This window comes from Vibrio sp. R15-SG3-ISO1B (assembly GCF_059833835.1).
In genome coordinates, this window is sequence record NZ_JCBDGG010000038.1 from 20295 (window position 1) to 40755 (window position 20461).

A 20461-nucleotide genomic window follows, 5' to 3' on the forward strand; every position below is an offset into this window, starting at 1 on the left:
ATTGTGAGTTATTTACCGATACAGAATGAAGAGAAAATTCTGCCTAGTAGGTCATCAGAGCTGAATTCGCCAGTGATCTCATTGAGATGTTGCTGAGCGATACGCAGCTCTTCTGCGAGGATTTCTCCGGCCATGTAGCCTTCAAGTTGCTGCTGACCGATATCGAGGTGCTCGGCCGCTTTGGCGAGTGCATCGAGATGGCGGCGGCGGGCCATAAAGCCACTTTCACTGCTGCCGGAGAAGCCCATACAGGCTTTCAGGTGAGTGCGCAGTGCATCGACGCCAGCGCCCGTTTTTGCGGACAAGCGGATCAGCGTCGGTGTGTTCACATGGCAGATCCCAAGTTCCTCGCCTGTTTGATCGGCTTTATTGCGGATCACGGTCATGCCGATGCTGTCGGGCAGGCGATCGACAAAATCCGGCCAAATCTCTTTGGGATCGGTGGCGTCGGTGGTGGTGCCATCGACCATAAATAGCACGCGATCCGCTTGGGCAATTTCATCCCAAGCGCGCTCGATACCGATTTTTTCCACTTCATCCGACGCATCACGCAGCCCAGCGGTATCAATAATGTGCAAAGGCATGCCGTCAATGTGGATGTGCTCGCGCAGCACGTCACGCGTTGTGCCTGCAATGTCGGTCACAATCGCAGATTCCTTGCCTGATAGCGCATTGAGTAGGCTGGATTTACCGGCGTTAGGTCGACCAGCGATCACCACTTTCATCCCTTCACGCATGATGGCGCCTTGGTTGGCCTCTTTGCGCACAGCTTCTAGGTTGTCGATGATGGTTTGCAGATCGGCGGCGACTTTACCATCGGCGAGAAAATCGATCTCTTCCTCGGGGAAATCAATCGCGGCTTCAACGTAGATACGCAGATGAATCAGTGACTCGACCAGGGTATTAATTCGGCCCGAGAACGCGCCCTGAAGCGATTGGAGCGCCGATTTAGCCGCTTCTTCTGAGCTCGCATCAATCAAATCGGCGATCGCTTCGGCTTGCGCCAAATCGAGCTTGTCATTTAAAAACGCGCGCTCGGAAAATTCCCCTGGGCGTGCGATGCGAATCCCCGGAATATCGACGATGCGTTTGATCAGCATGTCCATCACGACAGGGCCGCCATGCCCTTGAAGTTCAAGGACATCTTCGCCCGTGAACGAGTGGGGATTGGGGAAATAGAGTGCAATGCCTTGGTCTAGTTGGCTGCCATCTTGGGCCATAAACGGCAAATATTCGGCGTAGCGAGGACGCAGTGATTTGCCGGTCACCGCGATAGCCACTTGCTCGGCAAGCGGGCCTGACACGCGAATGATGCCGACACCGCCTCGGCCTGGGGCGGTGGCTTGGGCTACGATGGTCTCTGTGGTCATAAGATTATCTCTATGGTCAATAAACAGCGAATTAGGCGCTGAATCTGTATGGCGCAATGGTCGTCAGCAAATTGTAAACAGCGCAAAACAAAAAGGCGACCTTTTGGCCGCCTTTTGATGATGCTTAGCTGTTACTTCGAATGTAAGCCTTTTTTCTCCAGCGCCTTGTAAATGAGCGTTTGCTGGATAAGTGTTACCACGTTCGAAACCAACCAGTAAAGTACTAGGCCAGACGGGAAGAACAGGAAGAAGAAGGTAAACATCACCGGCATAAAGGTCATGATCTTCTGCTGCATTGGGTCTGTCACTGTGGTTGGGCTCATCTTCTGGATGAGGAACATCGACGCACCCATCAGTAGCGGCAAGATGTAGTATGGGTCTTGCGCAGAGAGGTCGTGAATCCAACCGAAGAACGGCGAGTGACGAAGCTCGACCGATTCCATCAATGCCCAGTAGAGGGCGATGAAGATCGGCATCTGGAGAATAAGCGGTAGACAGCCACCCAGCGGGTTCACTTTCTCTTTCTTATACAGCTCCATCATCTCTTGGCTCATGCGCTGACGGTCATCACCGATACGCTCACGCATTGCTTGCAGCTTAGGCTGAAGCATACGCATTTTCGCCATTGAGGTGTATTGGGCTTTGGTCAGTGGGTACATGGCACCACGGACAATGAACGTGAGGATCATGATAGAGACACCCCAGTTCACCGCAAAGCTCTGAATGAAAGAGAGCAAAGTGTGCAGTGGCTTAGCGATGAACCATAGCCAACCGTAATCGACCACCAAGTCTAGGTTAGGTGCCGTTTCTGCCATCGCGTCTTGCAGTTTTGGACCCACCCACAGCGTGGCGTTGAACTGCGCAGACTCACCATCAGCGATGGTTTTGTTTGGCATGCGAACGCCGATGTCGCCCATATTACCGATCACACGAGTGTACAGATTGGTGCCAGGTTCGTTTCGTGGGATCCATGCACTCGCAAAGTAGTGTTGGATCATCGCTGCCCAACCTTGACCATTCGGTAAGGTAATCGACAGATTACGGCTTTGCATATCATCGAAGCTGTACTTTTTGTAACGGGTGTCGTCACTGGAGTACGCACCGCCACGGTAAGTTGGCATAGTGATGCTGCCACCATCGTCCATCAGGTTTTGACGAAGATGCGCGTACATACCAAAGGTCGCGTTGTTACCTGATAGGTTACGAACATCAAATTCGACATCCACTGCGTAGCTGTCACGCTTTAGGATGTAGGTTTTGGTGTATTCAAGACCGTTGGCCGCGTATGTCATTGGAATGCGTAGCTCATCTTGACCTTCTGCCAAGGTAAAGGTGTCGGCATCAACGGCGTATTGCGGACGATTCGAGCTGCTTAGGTCAATGCCCTGTGGGCCAACAAGGCCACTTTGAGCGATGAACTGGTGGCCCGCTTCGTTTTTGAGAAGAACGAATGGATCGGCGGAATCAAGTTCAGCGGAGTACTGGTTTAGGTCTGCATGAACCACATCACCACCTACCGTATCAATGGTTAACGTCAAAACGTCAGTGGTTACGGTGATGGTTTTTGCTGAAGCTTGTTGTGACGGTGCGGGATCAAGCTCATCTGCAAAAGATGGTGCAGGTAAAGTACTGCTTGATTGTGCCTGCTCAACCGGCTGCGGTGCTGGGTTCTTTGCGACTTGCCATTGTTGGAACAAGAGGAAAGAAACCAGTGCTAGCGCGATTAACAGGATATTACGTTGAGAATCCATCGTTATTTATCTCTGTCTTGTGTTTGGGCTGGTGGAACGGGGTCATAGCCACCTTCATTCAAAGGGTGGCATTTTAATAGACGTTTGCTTGATAACCAACACCCTTTTACAAAACCGTGAGCTTTCAACGCTTCAATGGCATAGGTAGAACAGGTTGGAGTAAAACGACAGCGCGGCCCAATAAGAGGACTAATCAGGCCTTGATAGAGACGGACCAGCCCGATGGCTAGCCACGTGAAGGGCGAGACAGACGCTGCCATAATTTATCAAACAGGGCGAAAATTTCATCATTGCTGAGATCTTGCGCGCTTTTCTTGGCAATAACAACAAAATCTTTATTAGGAAGTTGGTGTTGTTTGTTACGAAAACTTTCGCGAGCAAGGCGTTTAAAGCGATTGCGGCCAACGGCAGTTTTGATTTGCTTTTTAGGTACCGCAAGTCCCAGTCTTGGATGGGAAAGGGTATTGTTACGGGCAATGATGGTGAAATGAGGTGAGCCAGCTCGGTGAGCTTGCTGGAAGACATTTTGATAATGCTCGGGAGTTAACAAACGTAACTCCCGATTGAACGCGTACGTATTCAAAATAAAAAATTATTTTGACAGGCGCGCACGGCCTTTAGCACGACGTGCATTAATTACTTTACGACCGTTCTTAGTTGCCATGCGAGCACGGAAGCCGTGAGTACGCTTGCGCTTTAGAACTGTAGGTTGAAAAGTGCGTTTCATGATAATTACCTTTACTGATCAGTAGTTTTAGGTCGATGTTAACCCGGCGTGGGTCAAAGTGTCTTCTTTATTAAGATAAGGAGGACAAACCGACGCCTCTCAACAAAGAGGCGGAATTGTAATCACTGTCACATTAAGAGTCAATGATGAAATTCCGCGCCGGGGGATTATACGTAGTGTGAGCAAAATCTCAAGGATCAAAGGATCCTTATCGGCGATCCTTGTCGCTGTTTACCGGTGATCCCTTTCAGCGATAGTTACTCAGCGCCTACCTGTCTTAAGAACTTCTTCAGCCTTGGATCTTGTGGGTGATTGAAGAGTTCATCTGGCGATCCCTGCTCAACAATATGGCCTTCAGCCATAAAGATCACGCGATCCGCCACTTCTTTTGCAAACTGCATTTCATGAGTGACCACCAGCATGGTTTGGTGCTTGGTGGCGAGATCTTTCATCAGTTGTAATACCTCACCCACCCATTCAGGGTCGAGGGCTGAGGTGGGTTCATCAAACAGCAGCAGTTCCGGTTGCAGCGCCATCGCTCGACCAATGCCGACCCGTTGCTGCTGACCACCAGAGAGGGCCGCTGGGTAGCTGTCGCCTTTGTCACTAAGGCCAATATCGTCGAGGATTTGCTGCGCGCGAGCCAGCGCTTGCTCTTTTTTCCAGCCACGTACGGTAATCAGCCCTTCGGCAATGTTTTGTCTGGCGGTCATATGTGCAAACAGCGCGTAGTTTTGAAACACAAAGCCGGTTTTGCGCCTTAGGGCTAACACGTCCGATTTGGTGTGTTTGGCACTGTCGACCGTAACATCATCAATAGTGATGGTGCCTTGATCGGCATTCTCAAGGAAATTCACACAGCGCAGCAGCGTCGATTTGCCGGTACCACTTGAGCCGATGATTACGATGATTTCGCCCTGTTTGATGCTGAGATCAATCCCTTTGAGTACTTCGCTGTCACCAAAGCGCTTATGAATATTGGTCAGTGTAATCATCGTACGTACGCCTTATTGAGTTTCGCTTCGGCCCAAATCTGCACGCGGGTCAAAATGACCACCACGCCCCAGTAAATCAGCGCAACCGCCAAAAACGCTTCGAAAAAACGAAAACTGGATGACGCTTCCATCTGCGCTTTGGCCATGATCTCGGCCACGCCAAGGGTAAAAGCAAGCGAGGTCGATTTGATCATGTCGATAAAGTAGTTCATCAGCGATGGCAGCGCTACGCGCGTTGCTTGCGGCAAAATAATGCGGCGCATGGCTTGAGGTGTCGTCATACCCACCGACAAGCTCGCCTCCATTTGGCTGCGATCGATGCCGATGATGGCGGCGCGAATGCTCTCTGCCATATAGGCGGCAAAGTGGAGCGTTAAGCCAATCACTGCGGCGCTAAAGGCATCGAGTCCCACCAATAAAGGAAAAATTTGTGGCAGGCCATAATAAAGAAGAAACAGCTGCACCAACAGCGGCGTACCACGGAAGAAGCTGATATAGAGCTGACTCAACTGATCGAGCACTGGGACGCGAAATACGCGAATATTGGCCAATATCACGGCTAAAATTAGTGAAAACACCAAACCCCAAGTGGCCATTTCCATGGTGGTGCCAAGGTACTTGAGCAGTATTGGCATCAGGTTGAGCATGTAATTAAAGTCGAATCCCATTACGTATCCCAATGACTAAGGCGAGAAAAACAAAACCCACTGCAAGCAAGAGAGCAGTGGGTTTTTTCGTCAATCCGAAACGGATTTATGGAGGCGGAGCCGATTACTGAGTAATGTCAGCGCCAAACCACTTTTGAGAAATTTGCTCTAGTGTACCGTCAGCACGCATTTCTGCCAGTGCTTTGTTCACTTCTGCTTGCAGTTTTTGGCCGTTCTCATTGTTCACAAATGGCCATGCGTTTTGAATGGTTTCAAACGGCTGACCGGCTAATTGTAGCGGTAGGCCCGTTTTTTTGATCAGCTCAAGTGCAGAGAGACGGTCCATAACAAACGCATCCGCGCGGCCTAGTGCCACATCGTGTTCGATACCTGTGTCGTAGGTTTTGATGTTGATTTTGCCGTCTTTGTCGTAGCTGCGTAGCAGTTGCTCAAAGTTTGAACCTAGGTTCACCGCAACGGTTTTACCTGCGAGATCTTCCACGCCTTGGATGTCGTCGTTACCTTTACGCACGGTGATTTGCGCACCATCTACGACGTATGGGTCAGCAAACAGGTATTTCGCTTGGCGCGCTTCTGTCATGGTGATCTGGTTTGAGATGGTGTCGATGCGGCCCGTCTCTAACAGACCAAACAGACCTGAGAAGTTGGCGGTCACGTATTCCACTTGATAGTCGTTACGTTTGCCAATCTCATCCCATAGATCCACTTCAAAGCCTTGCAGCTTGTCTTGCTCAACGAAGGTGAACGGGAAGTAACGGCCAGACATACCCACTTTGACCTCAGTCGCAGCTTGAACGGTGGCAGCAGAAAGTGCGATAACGGCAACAGCCGCTTTAATCCAGTTTTTCATTTTACAACTCCTAAAATTTATAGGGAGAAATACTACTGTCATCCTTGTCATTTAGATAAATAACAAGTTGCCATAATCTAGATGGATGCGGAATAAGATTATAGCTGTGGATAATCATTGACGCTCTATTGATGGGGTTGGGGCGACTTCTGGCGCCGAGATCCGCAAAATATGATCGCTGTGAAACTATTCATTCACAGAGTTATCACCAGATCGACGATCCTGCGATCATTGCGCCATTGTGGATCAATGTGTGGGTAAAAATGGGGCAGGGTGTGATGATCTCACCAATAATGGCAGAAATATTGTGAATAACTTCGATCTTATTCACTGGATCCTCGATCAATCGCTGGCGATCTCGGTTATCAACAGGTAAAATTGCCAGTCTTTTCCGATCATAGAATTACGAGTGAGGGCATCGTGTCATCTTCGCTTTGGTTGCAATGTTTGCAACAGCTTCAAGAAGAGCTTCCAGCAACTGAATTCAGCATGTGGGTCCGTCCTTTACAAGCTGAGCTCAACGACAATACTCTCACTTTATTTGCGCCCAACCGTTTTGTCCTTGATTGGGTTCGCGATAAATACCTCAACAGCATCACCCGTCTTTTGCAGGAATATTGTGGCAACGATATTCCTCATTTACGTTTTGAGGTGGGCAGTCGCCCTGTGCAAGCGCAGGCACCTGCACCCAAACGCACCCCGGCCGATGTGGCGGCGGAATCGTCAGCCCCGGCACAATTGCAAGCGCGTAAGCCTGTGCATAAAACCTGGGATGATGACCCGCAAGCGATGGCAGACATCAACCACCGCTCCAATGTGAACCCCAAGCATAAGTTCAACAACTTTGTTGAAGGTAAATCGAACCAATTGGGCTTGGCGGCGGCACGTCAGGTGTCGGACAACCCAGGCGCGGCGTACAACCCGCTCTTTCTGTACGGCGGTACCGGTTTGGGTAAAACCCACTTGCTGCACGCCGTGGGCAATGCGATTGTCGACAACAAACCCAACGCGAAAGTGGTTTACATGCACTCAGAGCGTTTTGTGCAAGATATGGTGAAAGCGCTGCAAAACAACGCGATTGAAGAGTTCAAACGTTACTACCGCAGTGTGGATGCCCTCTTGATCGATGACATTCAGTTTTTTGCCAACAAAGAGCGTTCACAAGAAGAGTTCTTCCATACCTTCAACGCCTTGCTTGAGGGCAATCAGCAGATCATCTTGACCTCGGATCGCTACCCGAAAGAGATCAACGGCGTAGAAGATCGCCTGAAATCCCGCTTCGGTTGGGGATTGACGGTCGCCATTGAGCCACCTGAGCTTGAAACGCGCGTCGCCATCTTGATGAAAAAAGCGGAAGATCACCAAATCCATCTGGCCGATGAAGTGGCGTTCTTTATTGCTAAGCGCCTGCGCTCCAACGTTCGTGAGCTTGAAGGGGCGCTCAATCGGGTGATTGCGAACGCCAACTTTACGGGTCGTCCTATTACGATCGATTTTGTGCGTGAAGCTCTGCGTGATCTGCTTGCCTTACAAGAAAAGCTGGTCACCATCGACAATATTCAAAAAACGGTCGCGGAATACTACAAAATCAAAGTGGCGGATCTGCTCTCGAAGCGCCGCTCTCGTTCGGTTGCGCGACCTCGTCAATTGGCGATGGCGCTGGCTAAAGAGCTGACCAACCACAGCTTGCCAGAGATTGGCGATGCCTTTGGTGGTCGCGATCATACGACCGTACTTCATGCGTGTCGTAAGATTGAACAACTGCGTGAAGAGAGTCACGATATTAAAGAGGATTACTCCAACTTAATCCGTACTCTTTCTTCGTAAATCGCGCTATTCTAACGGTTTATATTCATGGCCAAGGTAGGGCTCAATCCCTTATCGTGGCCATGTTTGTTCTCTTCGCCAACAACAAGATTTCTTTAAGAGCGTGCTATGAAATTTTCCATTCAACGTAGTCATCTGCTGAAACCACTGCAGCAAGTCTCAGGGGCGTTAGGTGGCCGTGCCACTCTACCTATCCTTGGTAACTTATTGATCAAAGTAGTGGACAACCAACTGACGTTGACGGCGACGGATTTAGAAGTCGAGCTGGTCAGCCGTGTGCAGCTTGAAGGTGAATTTGAAGCGGGCAGCGTGACTGTCCCGTCGCGTAAGTTTCTTGATATTTGCCGTGGACTGCCTGATGACGCGGTGATCACATTTGTTTTAGAGGGCGATCGCGTGCAACTGCGCTCTGGTCGTAGTCGTTTCTCTCTCTCTACACTGCCAGCCAGCGATTTTCCAAACATTGAAGATTGGCAGAGTGAAGTCGAACTCTCCCTGACGCAAAGTGAACTGCGTGGACTAGTAGAAAAAACGCAGTTTTCGATGGCGAACCAAGACGTGCGTTACTACCTCAATGGCATGTTGTTTGAGATTGAAGACACCACGCTGCGCAGCGTGGCCACCGATGGTCACCGTATGGCGGTCGCGCAAACTCCGCTGGTCGGTGAGTTTGCCAAAAAGCAGATCATCGTGCCGCGTAAAGGGGTGCTGGAATTAGTCAAGTTGCTGGATGCGCCAGAGCAACCTGTGGTGTTGCAAATTGGTAGCTCAAACCTGCGCGCTGAGGTCAACAATTACGTCTTTACCTCTAAGCTGGTGGACGGTCGTTTCCCTGACTACCGCCGCGTGATGCCACAAAGCACCACCAAAACATTGGAAGCGGGCTGCGATGAGCTGCGCCAAGCGTTCTCGCGTGCGGCGATCCTCTCGAATGAGAAGTTTCGTGGCGTGCGCGTTAACCTCGATGGCAGCGAAATGCGCATTACCGCCAACAACCCAGAGCAAGAAGAAGCGGAAGAGATGCTCGATGTTCACTTTGACGGCGAGCCGATTGAGATTGGCTTTAACGTCAGCTATGTGCTGGATGTGCTTAATACGCTGCGCTGCGAGACCGTGAGAGTCTCAATGTCTGATGCCAACGCCAGTGCGTTAATTGAGAACAGCGTCGATGACAGTGCCATGTACGTGGTGATGCCGATCCGACTCTAGCATGCCGCTCTCTCGTCTTGTTATTAAGCAATTTCGCAATATCAAAGCCTGTGATATCTCGTTATCATCAGGCTTTAACTTTCTTATTGGCCCGAACGGCAGCGGGAAAACCAGTGTTCTGGAAGCCATTTATTTACTGGGCCACGGTCGGTCGTTCAAAAGCAGTTTGACCGGGCGAGTGATTCAAAATGACCATGATGAGCTGTTTGTTCACGGTCGTTTTTTGAACTCGGATCAATTTGAGCTACCCATTGGCATTAATAAGCAGCGTGATGGCTCAACAGAGGTTAAAATAGGCGGTCAATCTGGGCAAAAGTTAGCCCAGTTGGCGCAAGTGTTACCACTGCAACTGATTCATCCTGAAGGGTTTGATCTGTTGACCGATGGGCCGAAACATCGCCGTGCATTTATTGATTGGGGCGTATTTCATACCGAATCGGCCTTTTATGATGCATGGGGGCGTTTTAAGCGCCTAAACAAACAGCGCAACGCACTGCTGAAAACGGCGCGTAGCTATCGAGAGCTCAGTTATTGGGATCAAGAGATGGCGACACTGGCGGAAAACATCAGTCGTTGGCGTGGTGAGTACGTTGAGCAATTGACGCACAAAGCCGAAGAGATATGCCGGGCATTTTTGCCTGAGTTTGATATCTCGCTCAAGTATTATCGTGGTTGGGACAAAGAGACGCCATACCAAGCGATTCTCGAGAGCCACTTTGAGCGCGACCAGGCGCTGGGTTACACCTTCAGTGGCCCAAACAAGGCGGATTTACGCATTAAGGTAAATGGTACGCCAGTGGAAGATGTCCTGTCTCGGGGTCAGTTAAAGTTGATGGTGTGCGCGCTACGCGTAGCACAAGGCCAACACCTGACTGAGATGACGGGCAAGCAATGCATCTACTTGATAGATGACTTTGCCTCTGAATTAGACAGTCAACGTCGCAAGCGTCTTGCCGATTGCTTGAAACAGACGGGGGCTCAAGTTTTTGTCAGCTCTATTACTGAAAGCCAAATCAGCGACATGCGTGATGAAAATGGCAGGATGTTCCATGTGGAACATGGCACAATAGAGCAAAATATATAGCGGAAGATAACTCATGGCTGAAAATTACGATTCATCGAGTATTAAAGTACTAAAGGGTCTGGATGCGGTTCGTAAGCGTCCGGGTATGTACATCGGCGACACGGATGATGGCACCGGTCTGCACCACATGGTCTTTGAGGTGGTAGATAACTCAATTGATGAAGCGTTGGCGGGTCACTGTAAAGACATCGTGGTGACCATTCATGAGGATAACTCTGTCTCTGTCAACGATGATGGCCGTGGTATCCCAACAGAGCTTCACCCGGAAGAGAAAGTCTCGGCGGCAGAAGTGATCATGACCGTGCTTCACGCAGGCGGTAAATTTGATGACAACTCGTACAAAGTATCGGGTGGTCTGCACGGTGTGGGCGTGTCGGTGGTGAACGCGTTGTCTAAGAAAGTGACGCTGACAATCCATCGCGGTGGCAAAATTCACACTCAAACTTATCACCATGGTGAACCTCAAGCGCCACTGGCTGTGATTGGTGAGACAGAAAAGACGGGCACAGAAATTCGTTTTTGGCCGAGTGAAGAGACGTTCTCTAACACTGAGTTCCATTACGACATTCTTGCAAAGCGTTTGCGTGAGCTCTCTTTCCTAAACTCTGGTGTTTCGATCAAGTTACGTGATGAGCGTGAAGAAGACAAACAAGATCACTTCATGTACGAAGGGGGTATTCAAGCCTTTGTCGATCACTTGAACACCAACAAAACTCCAATTATTGAGAAAGTATTCCATTTCAACTCAGAACGTGAAGATGGCATCGCAGTCGAAGTGGCGATGCAGTGGAATGATGGTTACCAAGAGAATATCTTCTGTTTCACCAACAATATTCCACAACGTGATGGTGGTACTCACCTTGCCGGTTTCCGTGCGGCATTGACGCGTACCTTGAACTCGTTCATGGACAAAGAAGGCTTCTCGAAGAAAGCGAAAACCGCAACGTCTGGTGATGATGCGCGTGAAGGTCTCACCGCGGTTATCTCGGTGAAAGTACCTGATCCCAAGTTCTCAAGCCAAACCAAAGACAAGCTGGTTTCTTCTGAAGTGAAATCTGCGGTTGAGTCTGCCATGGGCGAGAAACTGTCAGAGTTCCTTGTTGAGCATCCAACAGAAGCAAAAATCGTTTGTACCAAGATCATTGATGCAGCACGTGCTCGTGATGCGGCGCGTAAAGCACGTGAGATGACTCGCCGTAAAGGCGCCCTAGACCTTGCTGGTCTGCCAGGTAAATTGGCGGACTGTCAGGAAAAAGATCCAGCACTGTCTGAACTCTACATAGTGGAGGGTGACTCGGCAGGCGGCTCCGCAAAACAAGGCCGTAACCGTAAGAACCAAGCGATTCTTCCTCTGAAAGGTAAAATCCTTAACGTAGAGAAAGCGCGTTTCGACAAGATGCTTTCTTCTCAAGAGGTGGCGACGCTGATCACTGCGCTTGGCTGTGGTATCGGTCGTGACGAATACAACCCAGACAAACTGCGTTACCACAACATCATCATCATGACCGATGCGGACGTCGATGGTTCGCACATCCGTACGCTACTGTTGACCTTCTTCTACCGTCAAATGCCTGAGCTGATTGAGCGTGGTTACGTCTACATTGCTCAGCCACCGCTGTACAAAGTGAAGAAGGGTAAGCAAGAGCAGTACATCAAAGATGAAGAAGCGATGAACCAGTACCAAGTCTCTTTGGCCCTAGACAACGCAGCGCTGCACGTCAACGCGGACGCGCCAGCGTTGGCGGGTGAATCTCTAGAGAAGCTGGTTCAGCAATACAATGCTGGCATCAAGCTGGTGGATCGCATGAGCCGCCGTTACCCGCACGCCTTGATTCATGAGTTGATTTACGTGCCACGTTTGACCGCAGAGCAGTGTCATGACGCTGCTGTGGTAGAGGCTTGGACCAAGACTTTGGTTGAGCAGTTGAACGCTAAAGAAGTGGGCGCAAGTCAGTACCAATATGAAGTAGAGCAGCATGCTGAGCTCGGCTTGAACTTGCCGAAAATCATCGTGCGCACACATGGCGTAAGACACGAATACGCACTGAGCATCGATTTGATCAACTCGAAAGAGTTTGCCAAGTTGGGCGAGCTTTCTGAAGCGCTGAATGGCCTTATTGAAGAGGGCGCGTACATCAAACGTGGTGAACGCACTCAGCCTGTGAGCAGCTTTGTCGAAGCGCTAGAGTGGCTGATCAAAGAGTCTCGCCGCGGATTGAGCACACAGCGATACAAAGGTCTGGGTGAGATGAACCCGGATCAGCTTTGGGAAACCACCATGGACCCAGAAACGCGTCGCATGATGCAAGTGACCATCGAAGATGCCGTTGGCGCCGATCAGCTCTTCACGACATTGATGGGTGATCAGGTTGAGCCTCGTCGTCACTTTATCGAAGAGAACGCGTTGAAAGTAGCGAACTTGGATGTGTAAAGTTCCTAGTTTCTAGAATTAGAAAAAGCGCAGGTCGAACGATCTGCGCTTTTTTATTGGTTTCTATTTTCCATTTCAATCCAATACATTGTCCCACTCTAGGCACTAGGAACTAGGAACTAGGAACTAGAAACTTTTTTACTCTCTCCTCTTGAAACCATTTTGGCCGATCCCTATATCTATTGTTGAAGAGGGAAGCTGTCTTGCTCCGATGAGAAGAAACAGACCTTCTGGACTCGCTGAAGAGGTATCGCTCCTATGAGGATGGCCTTAACAGCACACGTTAACACTGAGTTTGTTGCTATGTCCTACGTGCTGGCCCTATAGAGGCAGCCAGAGGAATAGTGAACGAATCCCTTAGTCGCTAGGGGGCGAGTTAATCATCGTCCCTACACAGTCACGACTAAGACTATTGCTTAATCAAGAGGATAGTATGATGAGAACTGTAGATTTCACTCCTTTATACCGCAACGCGATTGGTTTTGACCGTCTTCTTAATATGATGGAAGCCAACAGCACGAAAAACAGCTCCGGCGGTTACCCTCCGTATAACATCGAACAGAAAGATGAAAACCACTACCGTATTACCATGGCAGTGGCAGGCTTTGCTGAAGAGCAGCTTGAACTGACGCAAAAAGAGAACACCTTAATTGTTAAAGGTGAGCGTAAAGACGAAGAGGGTAAGAACTATATTTACCAAGGCATTGCTGAGCGTGACTTTGAGCGCAAGTTCCAATTGGCCGACTATGTGAAAGTCACCGGCGCGAGTATGGAAAATGGCTTGCTGCACGTTGATCTTGAGCGTGAAATTCCTGAAGCGATGCAACCGCGTAAAATTGCCATCAGCTCAAGCCAGTTGCTGGAAAACAAATAAGCGAGCCTGTGCGCCGCTATGCTGCGGATATAAAATGCGGGTATAAATAGTGAAAGAGCGCCAATCGGCGCTCTTTTTTATGCTTGGTAATGTTAGGGCGATTAGCCCTGCTGGTAGGCTTTTTGCACTTCTTCCGCGATGATTTGGATGCCTTGTTGCATCATCTCGTCGTCTTGTACATAGTTCATTCGCAGGCACTGGTGCGCATGATCCCACTCATCTTCTTGGCCGATAAAGAAGTACTCACCCGGAACAATCAACACCCCGCGTGCTTTCAAACGTTGGTAGAGCTCCATGGTGGTGATAGGCAGCGCATCAAACCAGAGCCAGAGGAAAATCGCCCCTTCTGGCTTGTGAATACGAAAGCGCGGATCGGTAATTGCCTCTTGCAGCAGTTCGACCGCACGCTGAGATTTTTGCTGATAAAACGGTTTGATGACCTCTTCACTCAAGCGCAGAAGATCGCCTTTTTCAATCATATGATGTGCCAGCGCCGGCCCCACACTGCCTGGCGCTAGGCTAATAATACCATTCATGTTGGTGAGCGCTTGTGTGATGGCTTCATTGGCAATCACAATCCCACAGCGCACGCCAGGCAAGCCTAACTTGGACAAACTCATGCAGAGAATGGTGTTCTCATTCCAAAAGGGCGTCACCTCCTCAAAAATGATGTTGGGGAAGGGCACGCCGTAGGCGTTGTCGATGATCAGCGGAATGTGGTTGTCGCGCGCGAGTTTATCGAGCTTGATGATCTCCTCATCGGTCAGCACATTACCCGTCGGGTTGGTCGGGCGAGACGCGCAGATCGCCGCAATCGAGTCATCGATCTTTAGTTGCTCAAAATCGACGTGGTATTTGAACATGCGATTGTCGAGTTGCTCAATTTCCGGGTGGTAAGAGACAAAAATATCCTCATCAATGCCCGCATCCCCATAGCCAATGTACTCAGGCGCTAACGGCAGCAGAATCTTTTTGTGTGAGCCATCGGGCTGCGTGCCTGCCAGCAAATTAAACAGGTAAAAAAAGCCGCTTTGACTGCCATTGGTTAAGCTGATGTTTTTCTCACTGACCTCCCAGCCATAGGTCTCTTTCAGCAGGGCAGCGAGTGCTTTGACGAAGGCATCTTTGCCTTGTGGGCCATCATAATTGGCGAGCGCTTGAATCCACTCGCCGCTGGTCAGCATCTCTTGGCTGGCTTGGTGAAAGTAATCAATCATGGCGGGAATGGCCGCAGGGTTACCGCCACCGAGCATGATGGCGCCGGGTGTGCGTAGACCATCATTGAGGTCGTCCATTAATTGGGTAATGCCGGAATATTGATTGAATTTTTCACCAAACTTTGAGAACTGCATGACTCACTAACCTTGATTTGATTATTGCTTTACTGAATGGGTGTGCTGATCAGTGCGTGGCTGACCAATAGAGTAATCCTTGAACATACAGCAATGGCAATGTGAGGCAAAGCACTATTTTAGTGCGCAGAACTGGTCTGTTTTGTTGGCATAAAAAAGCCCAACTCATTGAGTTGGGCTTGGTGTCATCTATCCGTACGCGCGATTATTTCTGCAGAAGAGAAATGTCGGCAATCTGCAAGAACAAGTTACGTAGGTTGTTCAGCAGTGTTAGACGGTTCTTCTTCAGTGCTTCGTCATCAGCCATAACCATGACGTTATCGAAGAAGGCATCCACAGGCTCACGTAGACCTGCTAGCTTGCTGAGTGCTTCTTGGTAGTTGCCCGTTGCGAACGCAGGCTCGAGCGCTTCTGTCATCACTTCAACGCTTTCCGCCAGTGCTTTCTCTGCGTCTTCTTGTAGAAGAGCGAGATCGATTTCTGCGGCCAGCTCACCATCGAACTTCGCTAAGATGTTACCGACACGTTTGTTCGCTGCGGCGAGTGCTTCCGCGGCTTCTAACTCACGGAAGTGAGAGACCGCTTTAACGCGCTGGTCGAAGTCTGCTGGTTTGGTTGGACGGTTCGCCAGTACCGCTTGGATGATGTCCACGCTGAAGCCTTGGTCTTTGTACCATGCATTGAAACGGCCGAGCATGAATTCGATAACGTCGTTTGCAACGTTCGCGTTGGTGAGCTTGTCGCCAAACAGAGACTGCGCTTTCGCGATAAGGTCTGTTAGGTCTAGGTTGTAGCCGTTTTCGACAATGATACGTAGTACACCTAGAGATGCGCGGCGCAGTGCGAATGGGTCAGAGCCTTTAGGTGCTTGGCCAATACCGAAGATACCTACAATGGTATCGAGCTTGTCAGCCATAGCGACAGCAGATGAGATTCCTGTGCTTGGTAGGGCGTCACCGGCGAAACGCGGCATGTACTGCTCGTAAAGCGCTAGAGCCACTTGCTCGTCTTCACCATCGTGGGTTGCGTAGTGCATGCCCATCACACCTTGAGTATCGGTAAATTCGAATACCATAGAGGTCATTAGGTCACACTTAGCAAGAAGACCTGCACGCTTCGATTTTTCAACGTCAGCATCGATCTGCTCAGCGATGTAGCCAGCAAGCTCAGTGATGCGATCAGTTTTGTCTTTGATAGTACCAAGCTGCTTTTGGAAGATCGCTTGCTCTAGCTCAGGGAGACGGTCGATAAGCGGGCGCTTACGGTCAGTGTTAAAGAAGAACTCGGCATCCGCCAGACGTGGACGCACCACCTTCTCGTTACCTTCGATGACGTAGCGAGGCTCTTTCGATTCGATGTTCGATACGAAGATGAAGTTAGGCAGTAGCTTCTTGTTCTCGTCATAGACAGGGAAGTACTTCTGGTCACCTTTCATGGTGTAAACCAGCGCTTCAGAAGGCACTTTTAGGAACTCTTCTTCAAACTTCGCGGTTAGAACCACTGGCCATTCAACCAGAGACGTGACTTCTTCAACGAGATCATCTTCTAGGTCAGCAACACCACCAAGCGCTGCTGCTGCTTTTTGCGAGTCAGCAAGGATGATCGCTTTACGCGCCTCAAAGTCGGCCATGACTTTACCGCGCTCTTCTAGGATAGCAGGGTATTGCTCGGCAGAATCGATAGTGAACTCTTGTTCACCCATGAAGCGGTGACCACGGAGTGTGCGGCTGGATGCGACACCTAGGATCTCACCTTCAATCAGCTCAGAGCCCATTAGCATGGTCAGTGTTTTAACTGGGCGGATAAACTGAGTCGTCTTGTCACCCCAACGCATTGGCTTAGCGATTGGTAGGTTACCCAGTGCTTTAGCGGCTAGGTCGACTACGATGTCAGACGTTGCTTGGCCTTTCACTTCTTGTTTGAACAGTAGCCATTCGCCTTTGTCTGTCACTAGACGGTCAGCTTGTTCAACCGTGATGCCGTTACCACGTGCCCAGCCTTGAGCCGCTTTAGTTGCGTTACCGTCAGCATCGAATGCGACAGAAACCGCAGGACCGCGCTTCTCAACCACTTTGTCCGCTTGGCCTTCCGCTAGCGCTGAAACCTTAAGCGCTAGACGACGAGGCGCGGCGTACCATTTCACACCTTCGTGTGCTAGGTCTGCGCCTTTTAGCTCAGCTTCGAAGTTTGCTGCGAACGCTTCCGCTAGAGTGCGAAGTTGCGTTGGTGGTAGCTCTTCAGTACCCAGTTCAATTAGAAATTCTTTCGCCATGATTACTTCTCCTCGCTCTTTGCATCTTGGGTACGGCACATTGGGAAGCCTAGTGCTTCACGTGATGCGTAGTAGGCTTCTGCAACAGATTTAGTCAGGTTGCGGATACGAAGGATGTAACGTTGGCGCTCGGTGACCGAGATGGCTTTACGTGCGTCTAACAGGTTGAAAGCGTGCGCCGCTTTCAAGATGCGCTCGTAAGCGGGTAGAGGTAGAGGTTTCTCTAGCTCAAGGAGTTCTTTCGACTCTTTTTCACACTGGTCGAAGAAACTAAATAGGAAATCGACGTCAGCGTGCTCAAAGTTGTACGTTGACTGCTCCACTTCGTTTTGGTGGAAGATATCACCGTATGTCACGTTCGAGCCGTCTGGTGCGACGTTCCATACTAGGTCGTAAACGGAGTCAACTTCTTGGATGTACATAGCAAGACGCTCGATACCGTAAGTGATCTCACCAGTCACCGGTTTACACTCTAAGCCACCGACTTGTTGGAAGTAGGTAAACTGCGTCACTTCCATACCGTTTAGCCAAACTTCCCAGCCTAGACCCCAAGCGCCTAGCGTTGGGTTCTCCCAGTTATCTTCAACGAAACGAATATCGTGGACTAGCGGGTCGATACCCAACACTTCCAGTGAGCCTAGGTACAACTCTTGAATGTTGTCTGGCGATGGCTTAAGTGCCACTTGGAACTGGTAGTAGTGCTGAAGACGGTTAGGGTTTTCACCGTAACGGCCATCGGTAGGACGACGAGAAGGCTGAACGTAAGCGGTTGACATTGGCTCTGGGCCAAGGGCGCGCAAACATGTCATTGGGTGAGAGGTACCTGCACCTACTTCCATGTCGAGTGGTTGAACAATGGTACAGCCTTGTTGGGCCCAATAATCCTGCAGCGCGAGGATCATACCTTGAAAGGTTTTGATGTCGTATTTTTGCATAGTATTCGCGCGATTCTCTGAGAAAGTTCTGTCTAAATGAAGAAAAAATAACAATCAAGTATACCGAGATATTCGATGTCCGAGTAGAGCAAATCGGGAGAAATTCTCGCTGAAAAATCTCCTTTAATGGAATTTTATCGACTTAATGACCAAATTTTTCTTAAAGTCGCATTTCTATGAGAAATCTCGCCGAACGCCCCTTTGGGTATATGCGCACGTTTGCGACTTGAGATTTTTCAGTGAGATGGATAGAATTGCCGCCATCTTTGGGGAGTAGCTGACCAAATAGAGGGCTTCTGTTTGGTTCGACCGTCAACATAATCGGTGCAAAATCACCGTGGCGCTCGAGATTCATCGCCCGATGAATTAAGCAAGACCTTAGATAAACATCGTGAACCGGGGTGGGGCGCGAGGTTTGTCTATGGTAAAAAATAATAATCCTGCCCCAATGAGCATGTCGTGAGCGTTTTAGCCATTTCTATTACTACTGTTGCCCTTGCTGAGATTGGCGACAAAACCCAATTATTGTCTTTATTGTTGGCCAGTCGGTATCGCAAACCCATCCCGATTATAGCGGCGATCTTTTTTGCCACCATCGCCAATCATGCCCTTGCGGCGTGGCTCGGTGTGGTTGTTGCGGATTACCTCTCGCCAGAGGTACTCAAGTGGGTCGTTGTTGCCAGCTTTTTGGCGATGGCTGGCTGGGTGCTGATCCCCGATAAACTCGATGATGAAGAATCCATTTCCAATCGCGGCCCTTTTGTCGCGAGCTTTGTTGCGTTTTTTATTGCTGAGATTGGCGATAAAACCCAAATTGCGACCTCGATTCTTGGCGCCCAGTTTGCTGACGCGCTGACTTGGGTTATTTTAGGCACCACCATTGGTATGTTGGCGGCGAACGTGCCGGTTGTTGCGATTGGTAAGCTTTCTGCGCACAAGATGCCGCTAGGTTTGATTCGTAAAGTCACCGCACTGCTGTTTGTCGCGCTCGCTTTAGGCGCGGCCTTATGGCCATGATGGCCTCGGCGTCACACAGGCAACATTTGCCCTGAGTCGTGATCCAGGTTTGATTTGCCACTGTGCGTGCGTGTTAACGTAGTGCTGTCGATGATAGCGAGAGGGCAAATGCATGCTGACACGTTACATGGGTATCACACCGAAAAGTCAAAGTTATCTGTTCACTTTTGGTTTGGCGCTTTGCTTATTGGCACTCCCACTGACCGATATGTGGCTGCCTATTGTTGCCGGCTCGTTTATATTAACCGGTCTCACGGTGGAGGCCTGGATTCGAGTCGCGCACATCATCCCAATGCATGAAGAGATGCGGGCGATGCAAAAGCAGTTGCAAAAACTGCAAGCAGAAGTGCGCAGCCTGGAGTACGACGAATAGCGACCCGAAGTCGAGAGAATCAAATCAACAACGGCAGCCAGATGGGCTGCCGTTTTTGTTTGCGAGATCGTTGTTGTTGGGGAGATCTTAGGCGACCCCTTTCTTAATCAAGTATTGATATGGCACAGCGTCGGTCTGCGCAGCCAGCAACTGGTGATCCATAAAACGACAAAAACTCGGGATGTCGCGGGTGGTCGAGGGGTCATCCGCTGTGACCAGTAATACATCGCCATCGTCCATGTTTCGAATTGTCTTCCTGACCATCATAACGGGCTCCGGACAGCGAAGTCCTTCTGCCTCTAAGGTGTGGGTTGCCTGGGTGGTATCGATAGTCATCGGGCGCTCTTTGTCAGGTCAATTAGGCGCTTGATAATACTGGCGGTGAAAAAAACTTCAATAAGCACTTGGCAAATGGATCATTTTGTTTTAACTTAGTTAACAACTTGGTAACATTTAAAGCTCAAGGCAGGGATACGCTGACTTGAGTTGACACCAGCAAGGAGCGCTTATGTTGACCGCATTGGATCGATTGACCATTTACTCGGTGCTTTGCTTGATCTCATTTTGCGCGCTTGTGTTACGCGCCCCGGCGGACGCTTCCTTCATGCCTTTGCTCGGTATGGTGGCCTGCGTGACAGGGATATGGTTAGAGATGCACCGATTTTCAAAAGCCTCTGACGAACATAGAGGTTAACGCTTCCCTTCCTAGTGGCGTTGACCTAACCC

At 49.9% G+C, this 20461-nt stretch carries 20 protein-coding genes; 8 read left to right on the forward strand and 12 right to left on the reverse strand.

Going from position 1 to position 20461, the window contains the following annotated elements; all coding sequences use genetic code 11:
• Positions 1–8 precede the first annotated feature (8 nt).
• From mnmE to AC6R0S_RS11360, 8 genes are all read right to left on the reverse strand, one after another.
• Positions 9–1370, reverse strand: coding sequence for a tRNA uridine-5-carboxymethylaminomethyl(34) synthesis GTPase MnmE (mnmE, locus tag AC6R0S_RS11325; protein WP_500637947.1), 1362 nt, complete (start codon positions 1368–1370; stop codon positions 9–11).
• Between the two features lie 131 nt (positions 1371–1501).
• Complete coding sequence (yidC, locus tag AC6R0S_RS11330) at positions 1502–3121, reverse strand: membrane protein insertase YidC (RefSeq protein WP_500628987.1); 1620 nt, start codon at positions 3119–3121, stop codon at positions 1502–1504.
• 2 nt (positions 3122–3123) lie between these two features.
• On the reverse strand, positions 3124–3381 hold the full coding sequence (gene yidD / locus AC6R0S_RS11335; RefSeq protein ID WP_334555529.1) for a membrane protein insertion efficiency factor YidD: 258 nt from the start codon (positions 3379–3381) through the stop codon (positions 3124–3126).
• Entirely contained in the window at positions 3348–3671 is a 324-nt protein-coding gene (rnpA, locus tag AC6R0S_RS11340; RefSeq protein WP_334555528.1) for a ribonuclease P protein component, read from the reverse strand. Before rnpA ends, yidD begins: the two co-directional genes overlap by 34 nt.
• Before the next feature lie 42 nt (positions 3672–3713).
• On the reverse strand, positions 3714–3848 hold the full coding sequence (gene rpmH, locus AC6R0S_RS11345) for a 50S ribosomal protein L34 (RefSeq protein WP_005378825.1): 135 nt from the start codon (positions 3846–3848) through the stop codon (positions 3714–3716).
• 257 nt (positions 3849–4105) lie between these two features.
• Positions 4106–4843, reverse strand: coding sequence for an amino acid ABC transporter ATP-binding protein (locus AC6R0S_RS11350; RefSeq protein ID WP_487902959.1), 738 nt, complete (start codon positions 4841–4843; stop codon positions 4106–4108).
• The gene (locus AC6R0S_RS11355; RefSeq protein WP_334555526.1) at positions 4840–5511 is read right to left on the reverse strand and encodes an amino acid ABC transporter permease; all 672 of its coding nucleotides are present in this window, start codon (positions 5509–5511) and stop codon (positions 4840–4842) included. The genes AC6R0S_RS11350 and AC6R0S_RS11355 overlap by 4 nt, the downstream gene beginning before the upstream one ends.
• A 103-nt stretch (positions 5512–5614) precedes the next feature.
• The gene (locus tag AC6R0S_RS11360; RefSeq protein WP_334555525.1) at positions 5615–6361 is read right to left on the reverse strand and encodes an amino acid ABC transporter substrate-binding protein; all 747 of its coding nucleotides are present in this window, start codon (positions 6359–6361) and stop codon (positions 5615–5617) included.
• A 420-nt stretch (positions 6362–6781) separates the two neighbouring features.
• Between AC6R0S_RS11360 and dnaA the strand changes: the two genes are divergently transcribed.
• The 5 genes from dnaA to AC6R0S_RS11385 all read left to right on the forward strand — a co-directional run bounded on the left by dnaA (position 6782) and on the right by AC6R0S_RS11385 (position 13786).
• Positions 6782–8188, forward strand: a complete 1407-nt coding sequence (gene dnaA, locus AC6R0S_RS11365; RefSeq protein WP_500626274.1) for a chromosomal replication initiator protein DnaA — start codon at positions 6782–6784, stop codon at positions 8186–8188.
• A 108-nt stretch (positions 8189–8296) separates the two neighbouring features.
• Positions 8297–9397 carry a DNA polymerase III subunit beta gene (gene dnaN / locus AC6R0S_RS11370; RefSeq protein WP_500626275.1) on the forward strand — a complete coding sequence of 367 codons (1101 nt, stop codon included), beginning with the start codon at positions 8297–8299 and terminating at the stop codon, positions 9395–9397.
• 1 nt (position 9398) lies between these two features.
• Positions 9399–10481 carry a DNA replication/repair protein RecF gene (gene recF / locus AC6R0S_RS11375; protein ID WP_334555522.1) on the forward strand — a complete coding sequence of 361 codons (1083 nt, stop codon included), beginning with the start codon at positions 9399–9401 and terminating at the stop codon, positions 10479–10481.
• Between the two features lie 13 nt (positions 10482–10494).
• Positions 10495–12912 (forward strand): DNA topoisomerase (ATP-hydrolyzing) subunit B, encoded by a 2418-nt coding sequence (gyrB, locus tag AC6R0S_RS11380; RefSeq protein WP_500630504.1) that lies wholly within the window; start codon positions 10495–10497, stop codon positions 12910–12912.
• A gap of 436 nt (positions 12913–13348) precedes the next feature.
• On the forward strand, positions 13349–13786 hold the full coding sequence (locus tag AC6R0S_RS11385; protein ID WP_500637962.1) for an Hsp20 family protein: 438 nt from the start codon (positions 13349–13351) through the stop codon (positions 13784–13786).
• 101 nt (positions 13787–13887) lie between these two features.
• Here AC6R0S_RS11385 and AC6R0S_RS11390 read toward each other — a convergent pair whose 3' ends face one another.
• The 3 genes from AC6R0S_RS11390 to glyQ all read right to left on the reverse strand — a co-directional run bounded on the left by AC6R0S_RS11390 (position 13888) and on the right by glyQ (position 18345).
• Entirely contained in the window at positions 13888–15138 is a 1251-nt protein-coding gene (locus AC6R0S_RS11390) for a valine--pyruvate transaminase (RefSeq protein WP_500628985.1), read from the reverse strand.
• Positions 15139–15343: 205 nt separating this feature from the next.
• A complete protein-coding gene (glyS, locus tag AC6R0S_RS11395) occupies positions 15344–17410 on the reverse strand; it encodes a glycine--tRNA ligase subunit beta (protein WP_500630505.1) in 2067 nt (688 codons plus the stop codon).
• A gap of 2 nt (positions 17411–17412) precedes the next feature.
• On the reverse strand, positions 17413–18345 hold the full coding sequence (gene glyQ, locus AC6R0S_RS11400; RefSeq protein WP_334555518.1) for a glycine--tRNA ligase subunit alpha: 933 nt from the start codon (positions 18343–18345) through the stop codon (positions 17413–17415).
• A 459-nt stretch (positions 18346–18804) separates the two neighbouring features.
• On the opposite strand from glyQ, the gene AC6R0S_RS11405 reads away from it, so the two are divergent.
• Both AC6R0S_RS11405 and AC6R0S_RS11410 read left to right on the forward strand, forming a co-directional pair.
• Complete coding sequence (locus tag AC6R0S_RS11405) at positions 18805–19362, forward strand: TMEM165/GDT1 family protein (protein ID WP_500630506.1); 558 nt, start codon at positions 18805–18807, stop codon at positions 19360–19362.
• Between the two features lie 112 nt (positions 19363–19474).
• Positions 19475–19735: a hypothetical protein gene (locus AC6R0S_RS11410; RefSeq protein WP_334555516.1), complete on the forward strand. Its 261-nt coding sequence runs from the start codon at positions 19475–19477 to the stop codon at positions 19733–19735.
• A gap of 87 nt (positions 19736–19822) precedes the next feature.
• Here the strand turns inward: AC6R0S_RS11410 and tusA are convergent, their stop codons facing one another.
• Positions 19823–20071, reverse strand: a complete 249-nt coding sequence (tusA, locus tag AC6R0S_RS11415) for a sulfurtransferase TusA (RefSeq protein WP_334555515.1) — start codon at positions 20069–20071, stop codon at positions 19823–19825.
• A gap of 172 nt (positions 20072–20243) precedes the next feature.
• On the opposite strand from tusA, the gene AC6R0S_RS11420 reads away from it, so the two are divergent.
• Positions 20244–20429: a hypothetical protein gene (locus AC6R0S_RS11420; protein WP_334555514.1), complete on the forward strand. Its 186-nt coding sequence runs from the start codon at positions 20244–20246 to the stop codon at positions 20427–20429.
• Positions 20430–20461 lie beyond the last annotated feature (32 nt).